Source organism: Mycobacterium sp. 1245111.1, assembly GCF_001673405.1.
Taxonomy (GTDB): Bacteria; Actinomycetota; Actinomycetes; order Mycobacteriales; family Mycobacteriaceae; genus Mycobacterium.
Window position 1 is genome coordinate 184,144 of sequence record NZ_LZLV01000034.1, and the last position, 16,568, is coordinate 200,711.

The 16,568-nt window shown below is 66.5% G+C and carries 17 protein-coding genes; 5 read left to right on the plus strand and 12 right to left on the minus strand.

Annotated elements, in window-relative coordinates:
* Positions 1–5: 5 nt before the first annotated feature.
* The 4 genes from A5658_RS06950 to A5658_RS06965 are packed head-to-tail and all read right to left on the minus strand — an operon-like array spanning position 6 to position 5,966.
* Entirely contained in the window at positions 6–1,190 is a 1,185-nt protein-coding gene (locus tag A5658_RS06950) for an acyl-CoA dehydrogenase family protein (protein ID WP_067332622.1), read from the minus strand.
* Positions 1,187–1,948 carry an SDR family oxidoreductase gene (locus tag A5658_RS06955; RefSeq protein ID WP_067332624.1) on the minus strand — a complete coding sequence of 254 codons (762 nt, stop codon included), beginning with the start codon at positions 1,946–1,948 and terminating at the stop codon, positions 1,187–1,189. Before A5658_RS06955 ends, A5658_RS06950 begins: the two co-directional genes overlap by 4 nt.
* The gene (locus A5658_RS06960; protein WP_067332625.1) at positions 1,945–2,763 is read right to left on the minus strand and encodes an SDR family oxidoreductase; all 819 of its coding nucleotides are present in this window, start codon (positions 2,761–2,763) and stop codon (positions 1,945–1,947) included. Before A5658_RS06960 ends, A5658_RS06955 begins: the two co-directional genes overlap by 4 nt.
* Entirely contained in the window at positions 2,760–5,966 is a 3,207-nt protein-coding gene (locus A5658_RS06965; RefSeq protein WP_067332627.1) for a carboxyl transferase domain-containing protein, read from the minus strand. The genes A5658_RS06960 and A5658_RS06965 overlap by 4 nt, the downstream gene beginning before the upstream one ends.
* Before the next feature lie 156 nt (positions 5,967–6,122).
* Between A5658_RS06965 and A5658_RS06970 the strand changes: the two genes are divergently transcribed.
* From A5658_RS06970 to A5658_RS06980, 3 genes are read left to right on the plus strand one after another with little or no spacing between them, the layout of a single operon-like run.
* The gene (locus A5658_RS06970; protein WP_067332629.1) at positions 6,123–6,416 is read left to right on the plus strand and encodes a hypothetical protein; all 294 of its coding nucleotides are present in this window, start codon (positions 6,123–6,125) and stop codon (positions 6,414–6,416) included.
* A gap of 32 nt (positions 6,417–6,448) precedes the next feature.
* Positions 6,449–7,126, plus strand: a complete 678-nt coding sequence (locus A5658_RS06975; protein ID WP_067332631.1) for a cupin domain-containing protein — start codon at positions 6,449–6,451, stop codon at positions 7,124–7,126.
* Between the two features lie 9 nt (positions 7,127–7,135).
* Complete coding sequence (locus A5658_RS06980; RefSeq protein WP_067332634.1) at positions 7,136–7,696, plus strand: cupin domain-containing protein; 561 nt, start codon at positions 7,136–7,138, stop codon at positions 7,694–7,696.
* Positions 7,697–7,699: 3 nt separating this feature from the next.
* On the opposite strand, the gene A5658_RS06985 is transcribed toward A5658_RS06980, so the two are convergent.
* From A5658_RS06985 to dapB, 3 genes are read right to left on the minus strand one after another with little or no spacing between them, the layout of a single operon-like run.
* Positions 7,700–8,155, minus strand: coding sequence for a flavodoxin family protein (locus A5658_RS06985; RefSeq protein WP_067332636.1), 456 nt, complete (start codon positions 8,153–8,155; stop codon positions 7,700–7,702).
* The gene (locus A5658_RS06990; RefSeq protein WP_067332638.1) at positions 8,152–8,616 is read right to left on the minus strand and encodes a hypothetical protein; all 465 of its coding nucleotides are present in this window, start codon (positions 8,614–8,616) and stop codon (positions 8,152–8,154) included. Before A5658_RS06990 ends, A5658_RS06985 begins: the two co-directional genes overlap by 4 nt.
* Positions 8,613–9,350 carry a 4-hydroxy-tetrahydrodipicolinate reductase gene (gene dapB, locus A5658_RS06995; RefSeq protein WP_067332644.1) on the minus strand — a complete coding sequence of 246 codons (738 nt, stop codon included), beginning with the start codon at positions 9,348–9,350 and terminating at the stop codon, positions 8,613–8,615. The genes A5658_RS06990 and dapB overlap by 4 nt, the downstream gene beginning before the upstream one ends.
* 230 nt (positions 9,351–9,580) lie before the next feature.
* Here dapB and A5658_RS07000 point away from each other — a divergent pair, with 230 nt between their 5' ends.
* Positions 9,581–9,997, plus strand: a complete 417-nt coding sequence (locus A5658_RS07000; RefSeq protein WP_067332645.1) for a hypothetical protein — start codon at positions 9,581–9,583, stop codon at positions 9,995–9,997.
* Here A5658_RS07000 and A5658_RS07005 read toward each other — a convergent pair.
* From A5658_RS07005 to A5658_RS07020, 4 genes are read right to left on the minus strand one after another with little or no spacing between them, the layout of a single operon-like run.
* Positions 9,994–11,070 (minus strand): 2Fe-2S iron-sulfur cluster-binding protein, encoded by a 1,077-nt coding sequence (locus A5658_RS07005; protein WP_369830493.1) that lies wholly within the window; start codon positions 11,068–11,070, stop codon positions 9,994–9,996. The two genes, A5658_RS07000 and A5658_RS07005, sit on opposite strands and share 4 nt — an antisense overlap.
* A 7-nt stretch (positions 11,071–11,077) precedes the next feature.
* Positions 11,078–12,859: an SDR family oxidoreductase gene (locus A5658_RS07010; RefSeq protein ID WP_067332649.1), complete on the minus strand. Its 1,782-nt coding sequence runs from the start codon at positions 12,857–12,859 to the stop codon at positions 11,078–11,080.
* A gap of 14 nt (positions 12,860–12,873) precedes the next feature.
* Positions 12,874–13,794 (minus strand): metal-dependent hydrolase, encoded by a 921-nt coding sequence (locus A5658_RS07015; RefSeq protein ID WP_067332791.1) that lies wholly within the window; start codon positions 13,792–13,794, stop codon positions 12,874–12,876.
* A gap of 46 nt (positions 13,795–13,840) precedes the next feature.
* Positions 13,841–14,356: an Lrp/AsnC family transcriptional regulator gene (locus A5658_RS07020; protein ID WP_067332656.1), complete on the minus strand. Its 516-nt coding sequence runs from the start codon at positions 14,354–14,356 to the stop codon at positions 13,841–13,843.
* A gap of 68 nt (positions 14,357–14,424) precedes the next feature.
* Here A5658_RS07020 and ald point away from each other — a divergent pair, with 68 nt between their 5' ends.
* Entirely contained in the window at positions 14,425–15,543 is a 1,119-nt protein-coding gene (gene ald, locus A5658_RS07025) for an alanine dehydrogenase (protein ID WP_067332658.1), read from the plus strand.
* A 1-nt stretch (position 15,544) separates the two neighbouring features.
* Here ald and A5658_RS07030 read toward each other — a convergent pair whose 3' ends face one another.
* Positions 15,545–16,567 carry a nitronate monooxygenase gene (locus A5658_RS07030; RefSeq protein ID WP_067332660.1) on the minus strand — a complete coding sequence of 341 codons (1,023 nt, stop codon included), beginning with the start codon at positions 16,565–16,567 and terminating at the stop codon, positions 15,545–15,547.
* Between the last annotated feature and the right edge of the window lies 1 nt (position 16,568).

A 16,568-nucleotide genomic window follows, 5' to 3' on the forward strand; every position in this document is an offset into this window, starting at 1 on the left:
CTGACTCACTTCTCCAGGTCCTTGAAAGCCACGTCCTTGTCGACCCGGTGCTCCGGCGGCAATCCGAGAATGCGTTCGGCGATCGTGTTGCGCAGGATCTCCGAAGTGCCGCCCTCGATCGAATTACCCTTGGCGCGCAGGTAGCGGTACCCCGGCTCGCGGCCGATGAAGTCGACCGAGTCGGGCTGGCGCATCGTCCAGTCGTCGTACTGCAAGCCGAGTTCCGGATGCAATTCGATCTCGAACCCCGACACCGCTTGGGCCAGACGGGCAAACGTCACCTTCATCCCGGCTCCCTCGGGTCCGGGTTGGCCGACCGCCAGCCGCTGGCGCAGCCGCAGGCCGGTCAGGCGGACAACTTCGGCCTCCACCCACAACCGCATCAGCTCGTCGTGCATGGCGGCGTTGCGCACTTCGGGTTGCGAGCGCCAGGCCGCGGTGACTTTGCCGATGATGCCGTTCTCTCGTGCGCCACCGGCCATCGAGCCGATGGCCACCCGCTCGTTGTTCAGTGTGGTGGTGGCGACTTTCCAACCGCCACCCTCCGGGCCCAGCCGATTGGCGTCGGGCACCCGGACATCGGTGAGGAACACCTCGTTGAATTCGGCTTCGCCGGTGATCTGCCGCAGTGGCCGCACGTCGACGCCGGGATCGGTCATGTCGAGGACGAAATACGTCAGCCCTTGGTGTTTGGGCACGGTCGGATCGGTCCGGGCGACCAGGATCGCTCGCTGCGCATTCTGGGCGCTGGACGTCCACACTTTCTGCCCGTTGACAATCCAGTCGTCACCGTCGCGGACCGCGCGGGTGGCCACGCCGGCCAGATCGGATCCCGCACCTGGCTCGCTGAACAGCTGGCAGTAGACGTGTTCACCGGTGAACAATGGCCGCAAGAACTCCCGGCGCTGCTGCTCGGTGCCGAACGCGGCGATGGTCGGCGCGGCCATGCCCATCCCGATGCCGTTGCGCGCGCCCCCGCCACCCGGCGGGGCACCCGCCGCGGTCAGCTCGTCCTCGACCTGAGCCTGGAGGCTACGCGCCAGATCCAGCCCACCCGAGCCCACCGGAAAGTGCACCCACGCCAAGCCGGCATCGAAACGCGCGCCGAGGAATTCGTGCGGATCGGTGGTTGCCGGATCATGCTCCTCGAGCAGCGTCCGCACTCGGGCGTGCAGGTCGTCGGCGTTCACCGAAAGCCCTCCGGATCGCCGAGCAGACGACCGCCGTCCAGCACCAGCGTCTCGCCGGTGATCCAGCTCGACTCGTCGGACACCAGGAAGGCGACTGCGGCCGCCACGTCGGGCGGCTCACCGATCCGTCCCAGCGCCATGCCTGCCGACACCAGACCTTCGTGGTCCTTCCACAGCGCTTCGGCGAGCCTGGTCCGCACCACGCCCGGGGCGATCGCGTTCACTCGCACCTTCGGCGAAAGTTCCAGTGCCAGTTGCTTGGTGACGTGGATCAGCGCCGCCTTGGTCGCGTTGTACATCCCCATGTTCGGCGACTGATGCATGCCACCGATCGACGCCGTGTTGACGATCGCCCCGCCGTGTTCGCGCATCCAGGCCTTGGCCGCCAACGAGGTCCACAGCAGCGGCGCCCACAGGTTGACGTCGAAGGTCTTGGCGAACCGGGCGTGGTCCTGATCGATCAGCGGACCGTAGGCAGGGTTGGTGCCGGCGTTGTTGACCAGGATGTCGATGCTGCCGAACCGGTCGAGGGTCAGATCGACGCAGTGCCGCGCGGCGTCCTCGTCGACGGCGTGTGCGGCGACCCCGACCGCGTTGCCACCGACCTGCTGGGCCGCGACATCGGCGGCGTCCTGCTTGCGCGATGTGAGCACGATATTCGCGCCGCCTTCGGCCAGCCGCTGCGCGATCGCCAGACCGATCCCCCGCGAACCTCCGGTGATAATTGCGGTGCGGCCGTTGAACTGTGACGCGGTCATAACCCCTCCATCAGGCTGTGCTGGTAACGACGCATGCCGCGCAGCCAGCGGTCGTAGTCGGCGCCCTTGTGCCGGTACATCTCCAGCACGGCGGGATGCGGGAGGATCAAGAACCGTTCGTCGTCGACCGCGGCCAGCACGATGTCGGCGACGTCGTCCGGCTCGATCACGTCGCCGGCGGAGGTCACGGCACGCGTCGCGAGCCGTGCCAGCGGGTCGTCGGACTCCCCTGGCGAATACAGCAGTTTGGTGTTGACGCCCATCGGGCACAAACAGCTGACCCGTACGCCTTGGTCGCCGAAGGTGATGTTCAGCCATTCGGCGAAGCCGACCGCGGCGTGCTTGGTCACCGAGTAGGTGGCCGAGCCGAGCTGGGTGAGCAGCCCGGCCGCCGACGCGGTGCTGACGAAGTAGCCCTCGCCGCGTTCGACCCAGCCGGGCACCAGCAGTTGGGCCGCGCGGATATGCGCCTTCAGGTTCACGTCGATGGACTGGTCCCACTCGTCGTCGGTGACGTCCAAACCCGAGACACCGGTGATACCCGCATTGGCGAAATACAGGTCGACGGGTCCGAATGCGTTGTCCGCCAACGCGATCAACTGCCCTATGTGCGCAGTCTCGGAGACGTCACCGCCCGACGCTACGGCCGCCCCGGGCCGTTCGGCGTTGATCCGGTCGGCCACTGCCCGCGCGGCATCGCCGTCCAGATCGGCGACGACGACGCGGGCGTCCCGCTGCGCCAGCTTGGTGGCCAGCGCCGCGCCGATTCCGTTGCCGCCGCCGGTGACAATCGCGACCTTGTCGGCAACTTTCACGAGCGCCTCCCTTGTTGTCGGAGCAGCAGCCGGGTGATCCAGCCCCGGGTATCCGCCGGGTCGATCACGTCGTCGAGTTCGAACGTCGTCGCCGAAGTGAGCGCCTTACCGTGTTGGTAGGCCGCCTCGACCAACTTGTCGAACAGGTTCTGGCGTTCGGCTGGATCGGCGACGGCGGCCAGTTCCTTGCTGAATCCCAGGCGGACCGCGCCCTCGAGACCCATGCCGCCGATCTCCCCGGTGGGCCAGGCCACAGTGAAATCGGGCGCGTGAAAAGAGCCGCCGGCCATCGCCATAGCGCCCAGCCCGTAGCCCTTGCGCAGGATCACCATCCCGAACGGCACGGTCAGTCGCGCGCCGACGATGAACAGCCGGCTGAAGCGCCGAACGGCGGCGTCGACCTCGGCATCCGGGCCGACCATGAAGCCGGGTGTATCGCACAGCGAAATGATCGGCAGCCCAGCCGATTCGCACAATGTCAGGAAATCGGCGATCTTGTCGGCCGCCTCGGCGTCGATCGCGCCGCCGAGGTGGTGGCTGCTGTTGGCGAGCAACCCGAACGGCGCACCCTCGATGCGGACGAGCGCGGTGACCGCGCCGACTCCGTAGTCGGCCCGCAACTCCATGACCGACCCGACGTCGGCCACCGAGTCGATCGCGTGATGCACGTCGTAGGCCCGTAACCGGTTCTCCGGCACCACATGTCGCGCCCGCCGCGGGTCGGGGGCTTCCCACTCGTGCTGGCCGCCACCGAAATAGGACAGGTACTGCTTGGCCAGCGCCACGGCGTGCGCCTCGTCTCGCGCGGCCAGCCCGACCACCCCGTTGCGCCGCTGCACGTCGATCGGCCCGATGTCTTCGGGCCGGTACTGGCCCAGCCCGCCGCCCTCGATCATCGCCGGCCCGCCCATCCCGATGTTCGCATCGGGAGTCGCGATGATCACGTCGCAGGTTCCGGCCAACGCCGCGTTACCGGCGAAGCATCGGCCGGAGACGATCGACACCAGCGGCACCCGACCGCTGAGTGCGCCGAGCGCCCGGAACGTCGGCACGTCGAGACCGGCGATGTTCGCCACATCGGTGTCACCGGGGCGGCCGCCACCTCCTTCGGCGAACAGGACGACCGGCAGCTGGTGTCGGGCCGCCAGTTCGAAGACACGATCTGTCTTGGCGTGGTTGCGCATGCCCTGCGTACCCGCGAGCACGGTGTAGTCGTAAGACAGCACGGCGGCCTGGGCGCCGCCGATCGTCGCCACCCCTGCGATCAAGCCGTCGGCCGGGGTATTGGCGATCAGGTCTTCTTCCGAGCGTCGGCTGCGCTGCGCGGCCACCGCCAGCGCGCCGTATTCGACGAAGCTTCCCGCATCGACTAGGTCGTCGATGTTCTCGCGCGCACTGCGTCGATTCTGATTGTGCCGCTTGGTGATTGCGGTCGGACGGCCTTCGTCGAGGGTCAGTAGGTGACGACGGCGAACCTCTTCGAGATCGTCGCGAGGCCGGTCGAGGTCGAGTGAAGCCACGTCGTCGCTCCGCGCGCTGCGACCGGTGCGGGTGAACACCAGCAGCGGCTCACCGGTTCCGACCACCTGCCCGGGGGCCACCAAAGTCCGGACCGCGCGTACGGCGTCCGGCGCGGTCAGCACATGCTGCATCTTCATGGCTTCGAGCACGACGAGCTGCGCGCCGCCGGCATACTCCTGTCCCTCCGAGGCAAGCTCGACCACGGTGCCGGCCAGCTGGGCCCGCAGCACCTCCTCGCCCGGATACAGTTCCGGCGGTGCCGACCGCGTCTCGTGGCGGCGGGACTGCGCGGCACCGGCAAAAGTCGGCAGGTTCTCGTCGACAAAGCTCGTTGTGACCGGACCGGCATGAATGCGGCCGTCCGACAGGATTTCCCGCAGGAATCCGATGTTCGTCCTGATGCCCTCGATGGCGAATTCGTCCAGCGCTGTCTGCGCCTTGCGCAGGGCGGCCGAAAACGACGATCCGCGCACCCGGGTGATCACCTTGGCCAGCAACGAGTCGTAGCGTGGGCTCGGCGTGAGCCCGGCGCGGCCAAAGGTGTCGACACGCACCCCGGGGCCACTCGGCGGCGAGAATACCGCGAGAGTCCCGGCCGTCGGCAGCACCGACCCGTCGACATCCATCGTCTCCATGTTGACCCGCGTCTGGATGGCAATTCCCCGCACCGCGGCCAGCGCGCCGACCACGTCGTCGCCGTCGGCAACGATGCCCGCCGGCAGCCTCAGTTGATGGAACGACGAACCTTGGGCAATGCGCAGCTGCACCGCGACCAGATCGACGCCGGTGACCTCTTCGGTCACCGTGTGTTCCACCTGAATCCGGGGGTTGACCTCCAGGAACACGAATTGCTCGCCGCTGACCAGAAACTCGACCGTGGCCACTCCGCGGTAGTCGGCGTGCGCACACAGTAGTGCCGCTGCTCGGTGCAGGTCACGCCGCAACGACGGCGAAATACCTTGTGCTGGCGCGATTTCGATCAGCTTCTGGTGGCGGCGCTGGATGCTGCAGTCGCGATCGCCAAGCGCGAGCGCCCGCGACGGTGTCGCGACGATCTGCACCTCGATGTGCCGGGCGTCGGCCAGGTGCGCCTCGGCGAACAGCGCCGGGTCGCCGAACCCGAGTTCGGCCTCGGCGGCGCACTGCCGGTAGGCGTTGTCAATCTGCTCGGCGCTGTGGACAATTCGCATGCCGCGACCACCGCCGCCGGACAGCGCCTTGATCACGATCGGCCCGGCCTGGGCCTCGGCGAATGCACGGATATCGTCGACGTCGGCGGGCCCGTCGATCGCGGGTAGCACCGGCACCCCGGCCGCGACCGCCGCACGCCGGGCTGATGACTTGTTGCCGAACAGGTCGAGGGCGGCGGCGTCGGGCCCAACGAACGTCAACCCGGCGTCGGCACAGGCCCGCGCGAACTCGGGCTGTTCGCTGAGGAAGCCGTACCCGGGGTGGACCAGTTCGGCGCCGGCGTTCTTGGCCGCCGCCAGGATCGCCGCGTGGTCCAAGTAGGCCGCTGGGCCGGCGCAGGAGAGTGCGATCGCCTCGTCGGCCATGTGGACGTGGGGACTGTCGGCATCGTCTTCGGCGTAGACGGCGACCGTGCCGAGCTCCAACTCCGTTGCCGTGCGGATGATTCGGAGCGCGATCTCACCGCGGTTAGCGATCAGCAGTCGCGTCACGTGCGGTCCTTCTCGATGTCGACCAGTATGGACCCAGCGTCCGTCCCGATCTCATCATGCCGCCACCGCGATTACCTGATTATCGGCCCCTCTTTGATAGAAGAGCTAGTAGTTTTATTGCTGCGTCGATGATTGACCAACCCAATAGAGGACACGATGACCAAGCGTTACCTGATCGCAGCCCTGGGAGCACTACTGACAACCGCGGGACTGACCGCAACGGCGGCCCCGGCCAGCGCCGGATGCGTCAACCCGCCTGGCCTTGCTCCGATGGCACAGATGTGTGACAGCCCCGTCGACGGCGACGGCTGGTGGGAACGCTGTCTGACCGACTACCCGGGTGGTCCGTTGAACCCCGCTACGGTCGACTGCGACACGATGAGTGCGGGCAATCCTCCGAAGGAGGCGAACCCGGTCATGATGACGCCGCCGACACACATCGACCCGTAGCACCGGACTGTCCGCTGCGGTAACTTCAGCCGGTGTCAATCAACCGTCGCAAGGTCTTGGGTGGCGCCGGCCTGGCCGGCGCGGCCGCGGCCACCGGTGTCGGCGTCGATCGCTTGGTTTCCGGCTACCGCACCGAGAAGGACGCGTCGTCGGCGAACGACGCGGCGCGCTTCGGCGATCCGCGGATACCCGCCGAGACGATCACCAACAAATCGCACTTGTTCCACCTCGGGGCTTCGCCGGTCACCCGCTTCGACGGAGGTTCGTTTCAGCAGGCGGACGAAGCGAACTTCCCGATCCTCACCGGTCAAGAGGCCAGCATCGTGTTGCTGACGTTGCAGCCCGGGGGTATTCGCGAACCGCACTGGCACCCCAGCGCGTGGGAGATCAACATCGTCACCAAAGGCGTCGCCTACTGGGTCCTCGTCGACGGGAACGGTAACCACGAAAGCTTCGACCAGAAGGTCGGCGACGTGGTGTTCGCACCCCAGGGCTCGTTCCACTTCTTCGAAAATCGTGGCACCGACGACATGAAAATCGTCATCGTGCAGAACACCAGCGCGGCCGAATCCGACGACAACATCGGGATCGGTGAGTCGGTCAGCAAGCTGCCGCCGCGGGTGTTGTCCGCGATCTTCGGCGTCCCCGCCGAGACGTTCGACAAGTTCAAAAAGTACGACAAAGCTGCCATCATCCTGCGGAAGCATTAGGAACGTGCAATGACCGATGACGCCGAGCGCTTCGGCAATCCGCGCATACCCGCCGAGACGATCACCAACAACTCGCACCTGTTCCGGCTCGGCGCCCTGCCACCCGCCGCATACGACGGCGGGTCACAACAACAGGCGCACGAAGAGAACTTCCCGATCCTCACCGGTCAAGAGGCCAGCATCCAGCTGATCACGTTGCAGCCCGGCGGCATTCGCGAACCGCACTGGCACCCCAGCGCGTGGGAGATCAACATCGTCACCAAAGGCGTTGCGAGCTGGGTCCTCATCGACGGGAACGGCAACCACGAAAGCTTCGATGCCCACGTCGACGATCTGGTGTTCGCCCCGCAGGGTTCGTTGCACTACTTCGAAAACCTGGGCAAGGAAGATCTAGAGGTGCTGATCATCCAGAACTCCAGCGCAGCCGAGGACAAGGACAACATAGGCATCGCCGAGTCACTGAGTCAGCTTCCGCCCCAAACGCTGTCGGCCGTTTTCGGCGTTCCCGCCGAGACGTTCGACAAGTTCAAGAAATTCGACAGCGCGATCACGATCCTGCGAGCGCACTGATCGTCACTGCATGAGCGTCGCGGCGAGTGTGCCGCCCAGCTCGTAGGCACGCTCACGGGTGCCGGCGTCGAGCTCGCCGGTGATCTCCAGCGCGTCAGCAGCCTTGGCCAGCGCCAGTCCGGTGACCACCCGGTCGATCGACGACACCGCGCCCACGGTGTCGTTATTGCCATGCACCCAAAGGCCATACGGCCGTCCGGCCACGTGGTCCAGGCTCGGGTAGTACACCGTGTCGAAGAAGTGCTTGAGTGCCCCGGACATGTATCCGAGGTTGGCCGGGGTACCGAACAAGTAGCCGTCGGCGCCGAGCATATCGGGAACGGTCGCGGCCAGTGCGGGTCGCACTATCACGTCCACGCCCTCGATCTCCGGGTCGTTGGCCCCAGCCAGCACGGCTTCGAGGAGTTCACGGGTGGCCGGTGACGGCGTGTGATGAACAATCAACAGCGTCTTGCTCATTCGCGCCCCTGCATCTCGACGGCCTTCTTCATGGCTTCTCGGGCGCGGCCGCGATCTCCCGCATAGTCATAGGCACGCGCCAGCCGATACCAGCGGTGCCAATTGTCCGGATCACTCTCCAATTCGGCTCGGACGTCAGCGAATAACGCGTCCGCCGCGTCGCGTTCGATGCGCCCGGACGGCCGCCGCGGCAGATTAGTCGTGTCGAGTTCCATCCCGTCCTCGGCGGCAAGACGGGCCAGCCTTTGCTGCGCGAAGCCGGCGCGCAACGTGGCGAGCATTGCCCACAGCCCGATCGCGGGCAAGACCAGCAGCGCGCAACCCAATGCGATCCCTACGCCGCGGCCGGAGCCGATCATCACCACGGCGGTCCTGCCCAGCAGCACGATGTACATCAGCAGCGCCGCGCACATCAGCGCGATCAGTATCTGGATGCGCAGACCGCGCGCGTTCTGGGTCATTGCAGATTGAGCAGCGATTCGATTCCTATTGTCAGGCCTGGGTATTCGGCAACGCGGCGGACCGCCAGCAGCACACCGGGCACGAACGAGGTGCGGTCGATGCTGTCGTGCCGGATCGTCAGGGTCTCCCCCAACGTGCCGAACAACACTTCCTGATGGGCGACCAACCCGGCGAGCCGAACGGAATGAACCGGCACGCCGTCGACGTCGGCACCGCGGGCGCCGGGCAAACTGGTGCTGGTGGCATCTGGGTTGGGCGGCAAGTCTTTTCGCGCTTCGGCGATCAAGGCGGCGGTGCGGCCGGCCGTCCCCGACGGGGCGTCGGCCTTCTGAGGATGATGCAACTCGATCACCTCGACCGACTCGAAAAACGGGGCGGCCTGTTTGGCGAAATGCATCGACAGCACAGCGCCGATGGCGAAGTTGGGTGCAATGAGCACGGAGACGCCGGGTTTGGCGGCCAGCCATGCCCGCACCTGCTGCAGCCGCTCGTCGGTGAAGCCGGTGGTGCCCACGACCGCATGAATGCCGTGGTCGATCAGGAACTCGAGATTGCCCATGACGACGTCGGGATGGGTGAAGTCGATGACCACGTCGGTCTTGTTGTCGGTCAACAGGCTCAGCGCGTCGCCGGCGTCGACTTCCGCGGACAGGGTCAGATCGTCGGCAGCCTGAACGGCCTGCACCATCGTCGTACCGACTTTGCCCTTGGATCCCAGCACCGCCACCCGCATGGTTTCACCCTAGAACCTGGCGTACCTGAACTCGCCACTAGCCGATGGGCACGACTGTTACGCTCCGGATTGATTTCCCCACAACAGCAGGTCAGGAGTCGAATTCACTCACCCATTCGTCACCGTACGTTCACCGAGGATGGGTTTGTGTCAAACCTGCGCGAACTGAAATCGTGCTGAAGATACTTAGCAACCGAACCACTGACCAGCTCGACGAAAGGACCCGGAACATGAGGATCACAAGCGGCCTGGCCGCTGGCGCGATGTTCGCCGGTCTCGCCCTGGTACTGACGGCCCCCGTGTCCTCAGCAGACCCGCTGAACGGCCACTACATCGAGACCGAGACCTACCCCGATGGTCACCAGGACCCGCCCAGCGACTGGTACATCACCCCGTGTGGCGACGGCTGCGCCGACATCCAGCACCTGGGCCAGGCGCATCTGGACGGCAACACCTGGACGCTGGATGGCAAGGGCGGCGTGTCCTGTGAGCAGGGTGGGGACGTGCACGACGCGATCAACTTCCACTACACCTGGGACGCGAACACGCTGGACGGCAACGTGCAGATCACCAACAACGTGGCGGCGTGCGGCAACCCGGCGGGCTACCAGGAGACCAACAAGCTACACCTGGCACCGGCGCCCTAGGCGTCAATCACCACGCGACCGCCCCTCGCCCGGGAGACGCACACCAGCATCTCGCCGTCCGACTCTGCGGTCCGGCCGCGACGCTCGACCTGGCCGCCGAGCACGGTGACCTTGCAAGTGCCACAGAAGCCCTGCCGGCAGGAATGCGCGGCAGTCGGGTCGTGGTCGAGCATGACGTCGAGCGCCGAGCGATTCGCCGGGATCTCGAGCACCCGCCCGGAGCGCGCGAGCTCGAGTTCGAACGGGACGCCGTCGACGACCGGCGGCGGACTGAACCGCTCGTAGTGCAGCGGCGCGTTGGCGTGCTCATTGCGGGCGATGCGCACCGCTTCCAGCATCCCGGTCGGGCCGCAGACGTAGACCGCGGTGGTCGGTGACGCCGCGACGAGCAGATCGTCGGAGGTGGCGATGCGTCCGCGCTCGTCGTCCGCCCACACCGTGACCCGGTCGGCATCCAGTGACAGGACTTCGTCCAGCAGCGGCATGTATTCCCTGCTGCGGCCGGCATAGACTGCGCGCCAATCCATTCCGCGTTGCTGCGCTGCCCGCATCATCGATAGGATCGGTGTCACCCCGATCCCACCGATGACGAAAAGCACGTCGCGCTCGTCACCACCGAGATAGAACGCATTGCGCGGACCTTCGAACACCAGCGGGTCGCCGACGGCGAACGCCTCGTGCATTTCGACCGACCCGCCACCACCATCGGCGATGCGGCGCACCGCAATACGGTAGTCGGTGCGCCGGCCGGGCGGCCCACACAATGAGTACTGGCGACGGCGGCCCGACGGTAGTTGCACGTCGATGTGGCTGCCGGGAGTCCACGACGGCAACAATCCGCCGTCGGGGTCGGCGAACGTCAGCGCGACGACGTCCGGGCTGAGCTGTTCGCGTTTGGTGATGACCGCGGTGTGGGTGCGGCCGACCGGGACCACGCGGGACGGCTTCCACCGGCTCGCCAGCGAAAACCCGTTCAGTACCGCGACCAGACCGCAGACCGCGGTGTAGAGACGGTCGCGCTTGCGACGGCCGTAGATGTCTGCGGGCCGGCTGGACCAAATGCTTTGCGACACAACCACCCTAAGGCCGGATGTCGTAGCGGGCCAACAGCCGGATCAACGACGGGCTGATCCGCCGCAACGCGTAGCCGACCCGCGACTCGGCCGCGATCGGCAGCACCGGCGGTCCGCTCTTGACCGCTTTGACGATCGCCTTCGCGGTGGCTTCCGGGGTGTAGTTCCGACGGCGGTAGGCCGCGTCGGCTTTGTGCCGCGCGGTGTCCTGCTCGCCGGCCGTCATCCCGGCGTAGACGGTGGTCTTGGCGATGTTCGTGTTGACGAATCCCGGGCAGACCGCGGTGACGGTGATGCCGTCGTCGGCGAGGTCGGCCCGCAACGATTCGCTGAACGCCAGCACCGCGGCTTTTGTTGTGCCGTAGGCGATCATCGACTTCGACGGCAGAAAAGCCGCGGCCGATGACACGTTGATGATGGTGCCGCCCTGGCCGCGGTCGACCATCTGCGTCGCGAAGGCCCGACTTCCGTTGAGCACCCCGCGCAGGTTGACACCCAGGATGTTGTCCCAGTGCTCCGCGGTGGTCTCGAGGAATCGGCCGGCCATTCCGATGCCGGCGTTGTTCACCAGGATGTCGACCACACCGTGGTCGCTGTTGACTTGTGCGGCAAGCGCATTGACCGCAGCCTCGTCGCTGACGTCGGCCTGGTAGGCCGCCGCGCCGGCGCCTGTTTCGCGAACCGCCGCGGCGGTCTGCTGCGCGGCGGCCAGATCGCGGTCGACGATCACGACGGTGTCAGCACCCTGACGGGCTAACTCCAGGGCGGTGGCCCGGCCGATGCCGGCACCCGCCCCGGTGACGAGCGCGAGTTTGCCCCGGACGTCGCGTGGCCCGGGCTGCACGGTGCCGGCGATCGCCAGTGCGGCACCGTCGACGTTCCGGTCGATCCACTCTCCGGCCAGTCGCGCAATGACGTCCGGTCGGGCGGTGACCACCCAGTGGCCGCCCTCAATCGGAACGACCCTGCTGCCCAACGGGATCGAGCCGGTGAATCGTTGTAGCGCCGGGGTAACGAACATGTCCATTCGCGGCACCAGCACCTGCACCGGCACGGTAGTGTGTGGCAACTTTGCACCGGGAGCCATGAACGGCCCGGGCATGTTGGCGCGATAAAGGTTGAGACCGTTGACGTAATCCGCGGTCGTGCGGACCGGATCACCGGGTCTGCTGTGCGTACTCGAGTTGCCGATACGGCCAAACGCCTCAATAACTTTCACGCCCACCCTAGCCCGGATCAGCACTTCGGGCAGGCCAGGGGTCAGGAAGAACCAGATGTAGCCCGATGCGAACAGTTGCCGGATCACGTGGGCCAGAGCGCGCGGAGAGCGCGCCGATCGCAAGAACTTGCCCGCGTAGTTGAGGTGTGGGCCGGATATCGAGGTGAACGACGCCACCTTGCTCATCACCGTCTCGTCGGTGACCGCGGCCCAGGATTGGATCGAACCCCAGTCGTGCGCCAGCAGATGCACGCGACCGACACCCAGGCTGTCGATGACCGTGCCGATGTCCGAAATCAATTGAGCGAAACGGTAATCCGACCGCTTCGCCGGTCGCTCGGACTCACCGGCGCCGCGAACGTCGTAGGCCACGAAGTTATATCGGTGACCGAGACACTCGGCCACTCCGTCCCACAGATGATGGTTGTCGGGATAGCCGTGCACGCCCAGCACCGTCGGCCGTTGCGGATTGATGTCGGTGTAGGCGTGCACAGCCAGAGCGATGCCGTCGGACGCGGTTACGGTGCTGCGGGTCGGCGCGTGGCAACTAGTGGCCGAAGCAGTGGTCATGGGTTCCTCTCGGCTCAACGCGAGGCGCGGGCGGAAGGCGAGATCGCCAGGTAGTCAACCGCTTTCTCGACCCCGCCCAGCTGCGACGGGTGAAAGCGCGGCAGGTAGTAGGCGGCGATGACCCGGATGAATCGCATCGGTCCCGGCATCAATCCGCGTCGGGCCGCGATGAAGTAGTCACGCCAGCGCGGTTTGGTTCCCGGCGGCAGCTGCCGGTCGATGGAGTACATGAACCGGAGCCCGCGCACCCACACCAGAAACATCATCGGCGTCACAACCAGCTGGGTGCGAACCTGTCGTAGGTAGCCGGCCCGCAGGTGCTTCATCAGGTCGAAGGCCACCGCTTTGTGCTCGACTTCTTCCGCGCCGTGCCAGCGAAGCATGTCCAGCATCACCGGGTCGGCGCCGATCGCATCGAGCTGCGGGGTGTCGAGGATCCACTCGCCGAGGATCGCGGTGTAGTGCTCGATCGCCGAGACCAGCGCGACGCGTTCGAGCAGCCAGCTGTGCTGACGCCGCACACTCCAGCGCGGCCGGTCACCGAGCAGCTTGGCGAACAGCCAGCTGATCTGGTCGGTGAACGGTGTCACGTCGACGTCGTTGGCGGCGAAGTACTCCTGCACCCCGGTGTGAGCCTGGGCGTGCATCGCCTCTTGGCCGATGAAGCCCTGCACGTCGAGGCGCAGCTCGTCGTCTTTGATCAGCGGGAGCGCCTGCTTGAACAGGTCGACGAAGAACTCTTCCCCGGCCGGCAGCAGCAGGTGCAGCACGTTGAGCATGTGTGTGGTGAACGGCTCACCGGGCACGTAGTGAAACGGCAGCTTGGTCCAGTCGAAGGCGACGTCGCGCGCCTCGAGGACCAGTCGTTCGTGGTCGAATCCGGTCGCGCCGGCTTGCAGGTGCGGACCGACCGCCTCGTCGTTGACCGTGAACATCTGCAGCAGCATACCCGGTACCGCTGGTATCGGGAATACGCCGCGGTCAGACCGGCGCGGCCCCCCGCAGGTGCTCGAAGATCAGCGAAGTCTGGGTGCCGGCGACGTCGGCGTCGGCGTTGAGGTTCTCCACCACGAACGAACGCAGGTCCTCGGTGTCGCGGGCGGCGACGTGCAGGATGAAGTCGTCGGTGCCGGCCAGGAAGTAGACGTCCATCACCTGCGGTCGCCGCCGAATCTGCTGAATGAAGTCGCGGATCCTGCCGCGGGCGTGGGACTGCAGGCTCACCGAAATCATCGCCTGCAGAGGCAAACCCACCGCTGCGGGATCGATGTCGGCGTAGAAGCCGCGGATAACGCCGGACTCCTGCAGCCGACGAACCCGGCCGTGACAGGTCGACGCCGCGATCCCGAGTTCCTCGGCCAGCGCGCTGTTGGTCATCCGGGCATCGGCGTGCAGCAGGCCGAGGATTCTGCGATCGATACGGTCCAAATCGGCTGGTCGAAGATCCTTCGGCGGTGCACCCGCATGCCCGAGAACTCCCGATATTTCTTCGCTCATTTGGCGATGATATCGCTGTGTCTTCAGGATCTTTGCGTGCTGGGCGAAGTTTCTTCACAATCAACGGTATGCGTGTGGGCATCCCAACCGAAGTCAAAAACAACGAGTTCCGCGTGGCGATCACCCCGTCCGGCGTCGCCGAACTGACCCGCCGCGGTCACGAAATCCTGATACAGGCGGGAGCCGGTGAAGGTTCGGCGATCGCCGACAGCGACTTCAAAGCCGTTGGTGCGCAAGTAGTCTCCACCGCCGAGGACGTGTGGTCCGACGCCGATCTACTGCTCAAAGTCAAAGAGCCCCTGCCGGTTGAATATTCGCGCATGCGGCGCGGCCAGACACTGTTCGCCTATCTGCACCTCGCCGCGTCACGGACGTGCACGGAGGCACTGCTGGCGTCTGGCACCACGTCGATCGCGTACGAGACCGTGCAGACGGCCGATGGCGCCTTGCCGCTGCTGGCCCCGATGAGCGAGGTCGCGGGTCGGCTCTCGGCTCAGGTCGGCGCGTACCACCTGATGCGCACCCACGGCGGTCGCGGCGTGCTGATGGGCGGGGTGCCGGGCGTCGAGCCGGCCTCGGTGGTGGTGATCGGCGCCGGGACCGCGGGATACAACGCCGCCCGGGTCGCGCACGGCATGGGAGCGGCCGTCACGGTTTTCGACGTGAACATCGACAAGCTGCGACACGTCGACCAGGCGTTCAGCGGCCGGGCGCAGACTCGCTACTCCACCGCACTGGGACTGGAAGAAGCGGTCAAGGCCGCCGACCTGGTGATCGGCGCGGTGTTGCTGCCCGGCGGCAAAGCGCCGACATTGGTATCGAATTCCCTTGTCGCTCATATGAAGCCAGGCGCAGTCCTGGTGGACATCGCGATCGATCAGGGCGGCTGCTTCGAAGATTCGCGGCCGACCACTCACGACGACCCGACCTTCGCAGTTCACGACACCGTGTTCTACTGCGTGGCCAACATGCCCGCCGCCGTTCCCGCCACGTCGACGGTCGCACTGACCAATGCGACCCTGCCGTATGTGCTCGAGCTTGCCGACCAGGGCTGGCGCGGGGCATGTAGGTCGAATCCTGCTCTTGCCAAGGGGCTTTCGACGCACAACGGAGCGCTGCTCTGTCAGCGGGTTGCCGCCGACCTGACGTTGCCCTACACCGACCCCGCGGACATGCTAAGTCGCTGAGTCAGACGTGGCCGAGTTTGTCGACGATGTCCTTCGCCGGCCCGGCCTGAGCCTTCCGATACCCCGTCCCTGCCCACAGGTTGGTGCCGTGCGGGTCTTCCATTTCGACCGCGGCTCTGCGAATCGGCGACGTCATCTGGTTGACCTCGGGATAGCCCAGCGGCGCGATCTGATCCATCAACCGGGTGAAGTCATTCGCCAGGCCACGGGCGTAGCGGCCCGAGAACGCGTTGGTGACAACGGTGTTGTCGAATTGCGGATGAGTGAGCGCGGAGCGATGCGCGGTGTTGGTGCCGGCCTCGTCGGACAGCAGCAGCGCGGTGCCGATCTGCGCGGCCGCCGCTCCCCTGCGCAGTGCCGCGGCGACGTCTTCGGTGCTGGACAATCCGCCGGCCGCGATCAGCGGAACATCGTGGGCGTGGCCGATGCGATCCAACAGGGCGTGGAGCGGCTCGGTGCCCGGACTCATGTCCGGGGCGAACGTGCCGCGGTGCCCACCGGCGTCCGGGCCCTGCACGACGAGGCCGTCGGCGCCGGCGGCGACAGCCACCCCGGCCTCGTATGCCGACGTCACCGTGACGTAGAGCAACATGCCCATGGCGCCGAAGCGGCGCAACACATCCGGCGACGGCGCGCCGAACGTGAACGACACCAACTCGGGTCGCATATCGGCGACCACCTCGAGCTTCTGCTGCCAGCCGTCGTCATCGCCGAATTCCGGGTAGCCGACATGAACGTCGTAGTGCTCGGCCAGCTCGTCGAGCGCCTCGGCGTAATGGTCCAACGCGATGACGTCGGCGACGCTGGGCTGAGGGACGAACAGGTTCACACCGATCGGGCCGGTGGTCGCGGCGCGCGCCGCGGCGATGTCGTTGGCCAGTCGGTCGGCGCTGATGTAGCCACCGGCCAGAAAGCCGAGGCCGCCGGCGTTGGACACCGCCGCGGCCAGCGCGGGTGTGCCGGGTCCGCCTGCCATCGGCGCTCCCACGATCGGCACGTCGAGATCCCAGAAGCCCAGTACCATC

Coding starts and splice junctions, on each gene's coding strand:
- A5658_RS06980 (WP_067332634.1), top strand. CDS start 7,136: ATGACCGATGACGCCGAGCGCTTCGGCAATCCGCGCATACCCGCCGAG.
- A5658_RS07015 (WP_067332791.1), bottom strand. CDS start 13,794: ATGTTCACGGTCAACGACGAGGCGGTCGGTCCGCACCTGCAAGCCGGC.
- A5658_RS07000 (WP_067332645.1), top strand. CDS start 9,581: ATGAGGATCACAAGCGGCCTGGCCGCTGGCGCGATGTTCGCCGGTCTC.
- A5658_RS07010 (WP_067332649.1), bottom strand. CDS start 12,859: ATGACCACTGCTTCGGCCACTAGTTGCCACGCGCCGACCCGCAGCACC.
- A5658_RS06955 (WP_067332624.1), bottom strand. CDS start 1,948: ATGACCGCGTCACAGTTCAACGGCCGCACCGCAATTATCACCGGAGGT.
- ald (WP_067332658.1), top strand. CDS start 14,425: ATGCGTGTGGGCATCCCAACCGAAGTCAAAAACAACGAGTTCCGCGTG.
- A5658_RS06990 (WP_067332638.1), bottom strand. CDS start 8,616: ATGACCCAGAACGCGCGCGGTCTGCGCATCCAGATACTGATCGCGCTG.
- A5658_RS06985 (WP_067332636.1), bottom strand. CDS start 8,155: ATGAGCAAGACGCTGTTGATTGTTCATCACACGCCGTCACCGGCCACC.
- A5658_RS06970 (WP_067332629.1), top strand. CDS start 6,123: ATGACCAAGCGTTACCTGATCGCAGCCCTGGGAGCACTACTGACAACC.
- A5658_RS07030 (WP_067332660.1), bottom strand. CDS start 16,567: ATGGTACTGGGCTTCTGGGATCTCGACGTGCCGATCGTGGGAGCGCCG.
- A5658_RS07020 (WP_067332656.1), bottom strand. CDS start 14,356: ATGAGCGAAGAAATATCGGGAGTTCTCGGGCATGCGGGTGCACCGCCG.
- dapB (WP_067332644.1), bottom strand. CDS start 9,350: ATGCGGGTGGCGGTGCTGGGATCCAAGGGCAAAGTCGGTACGACGATG.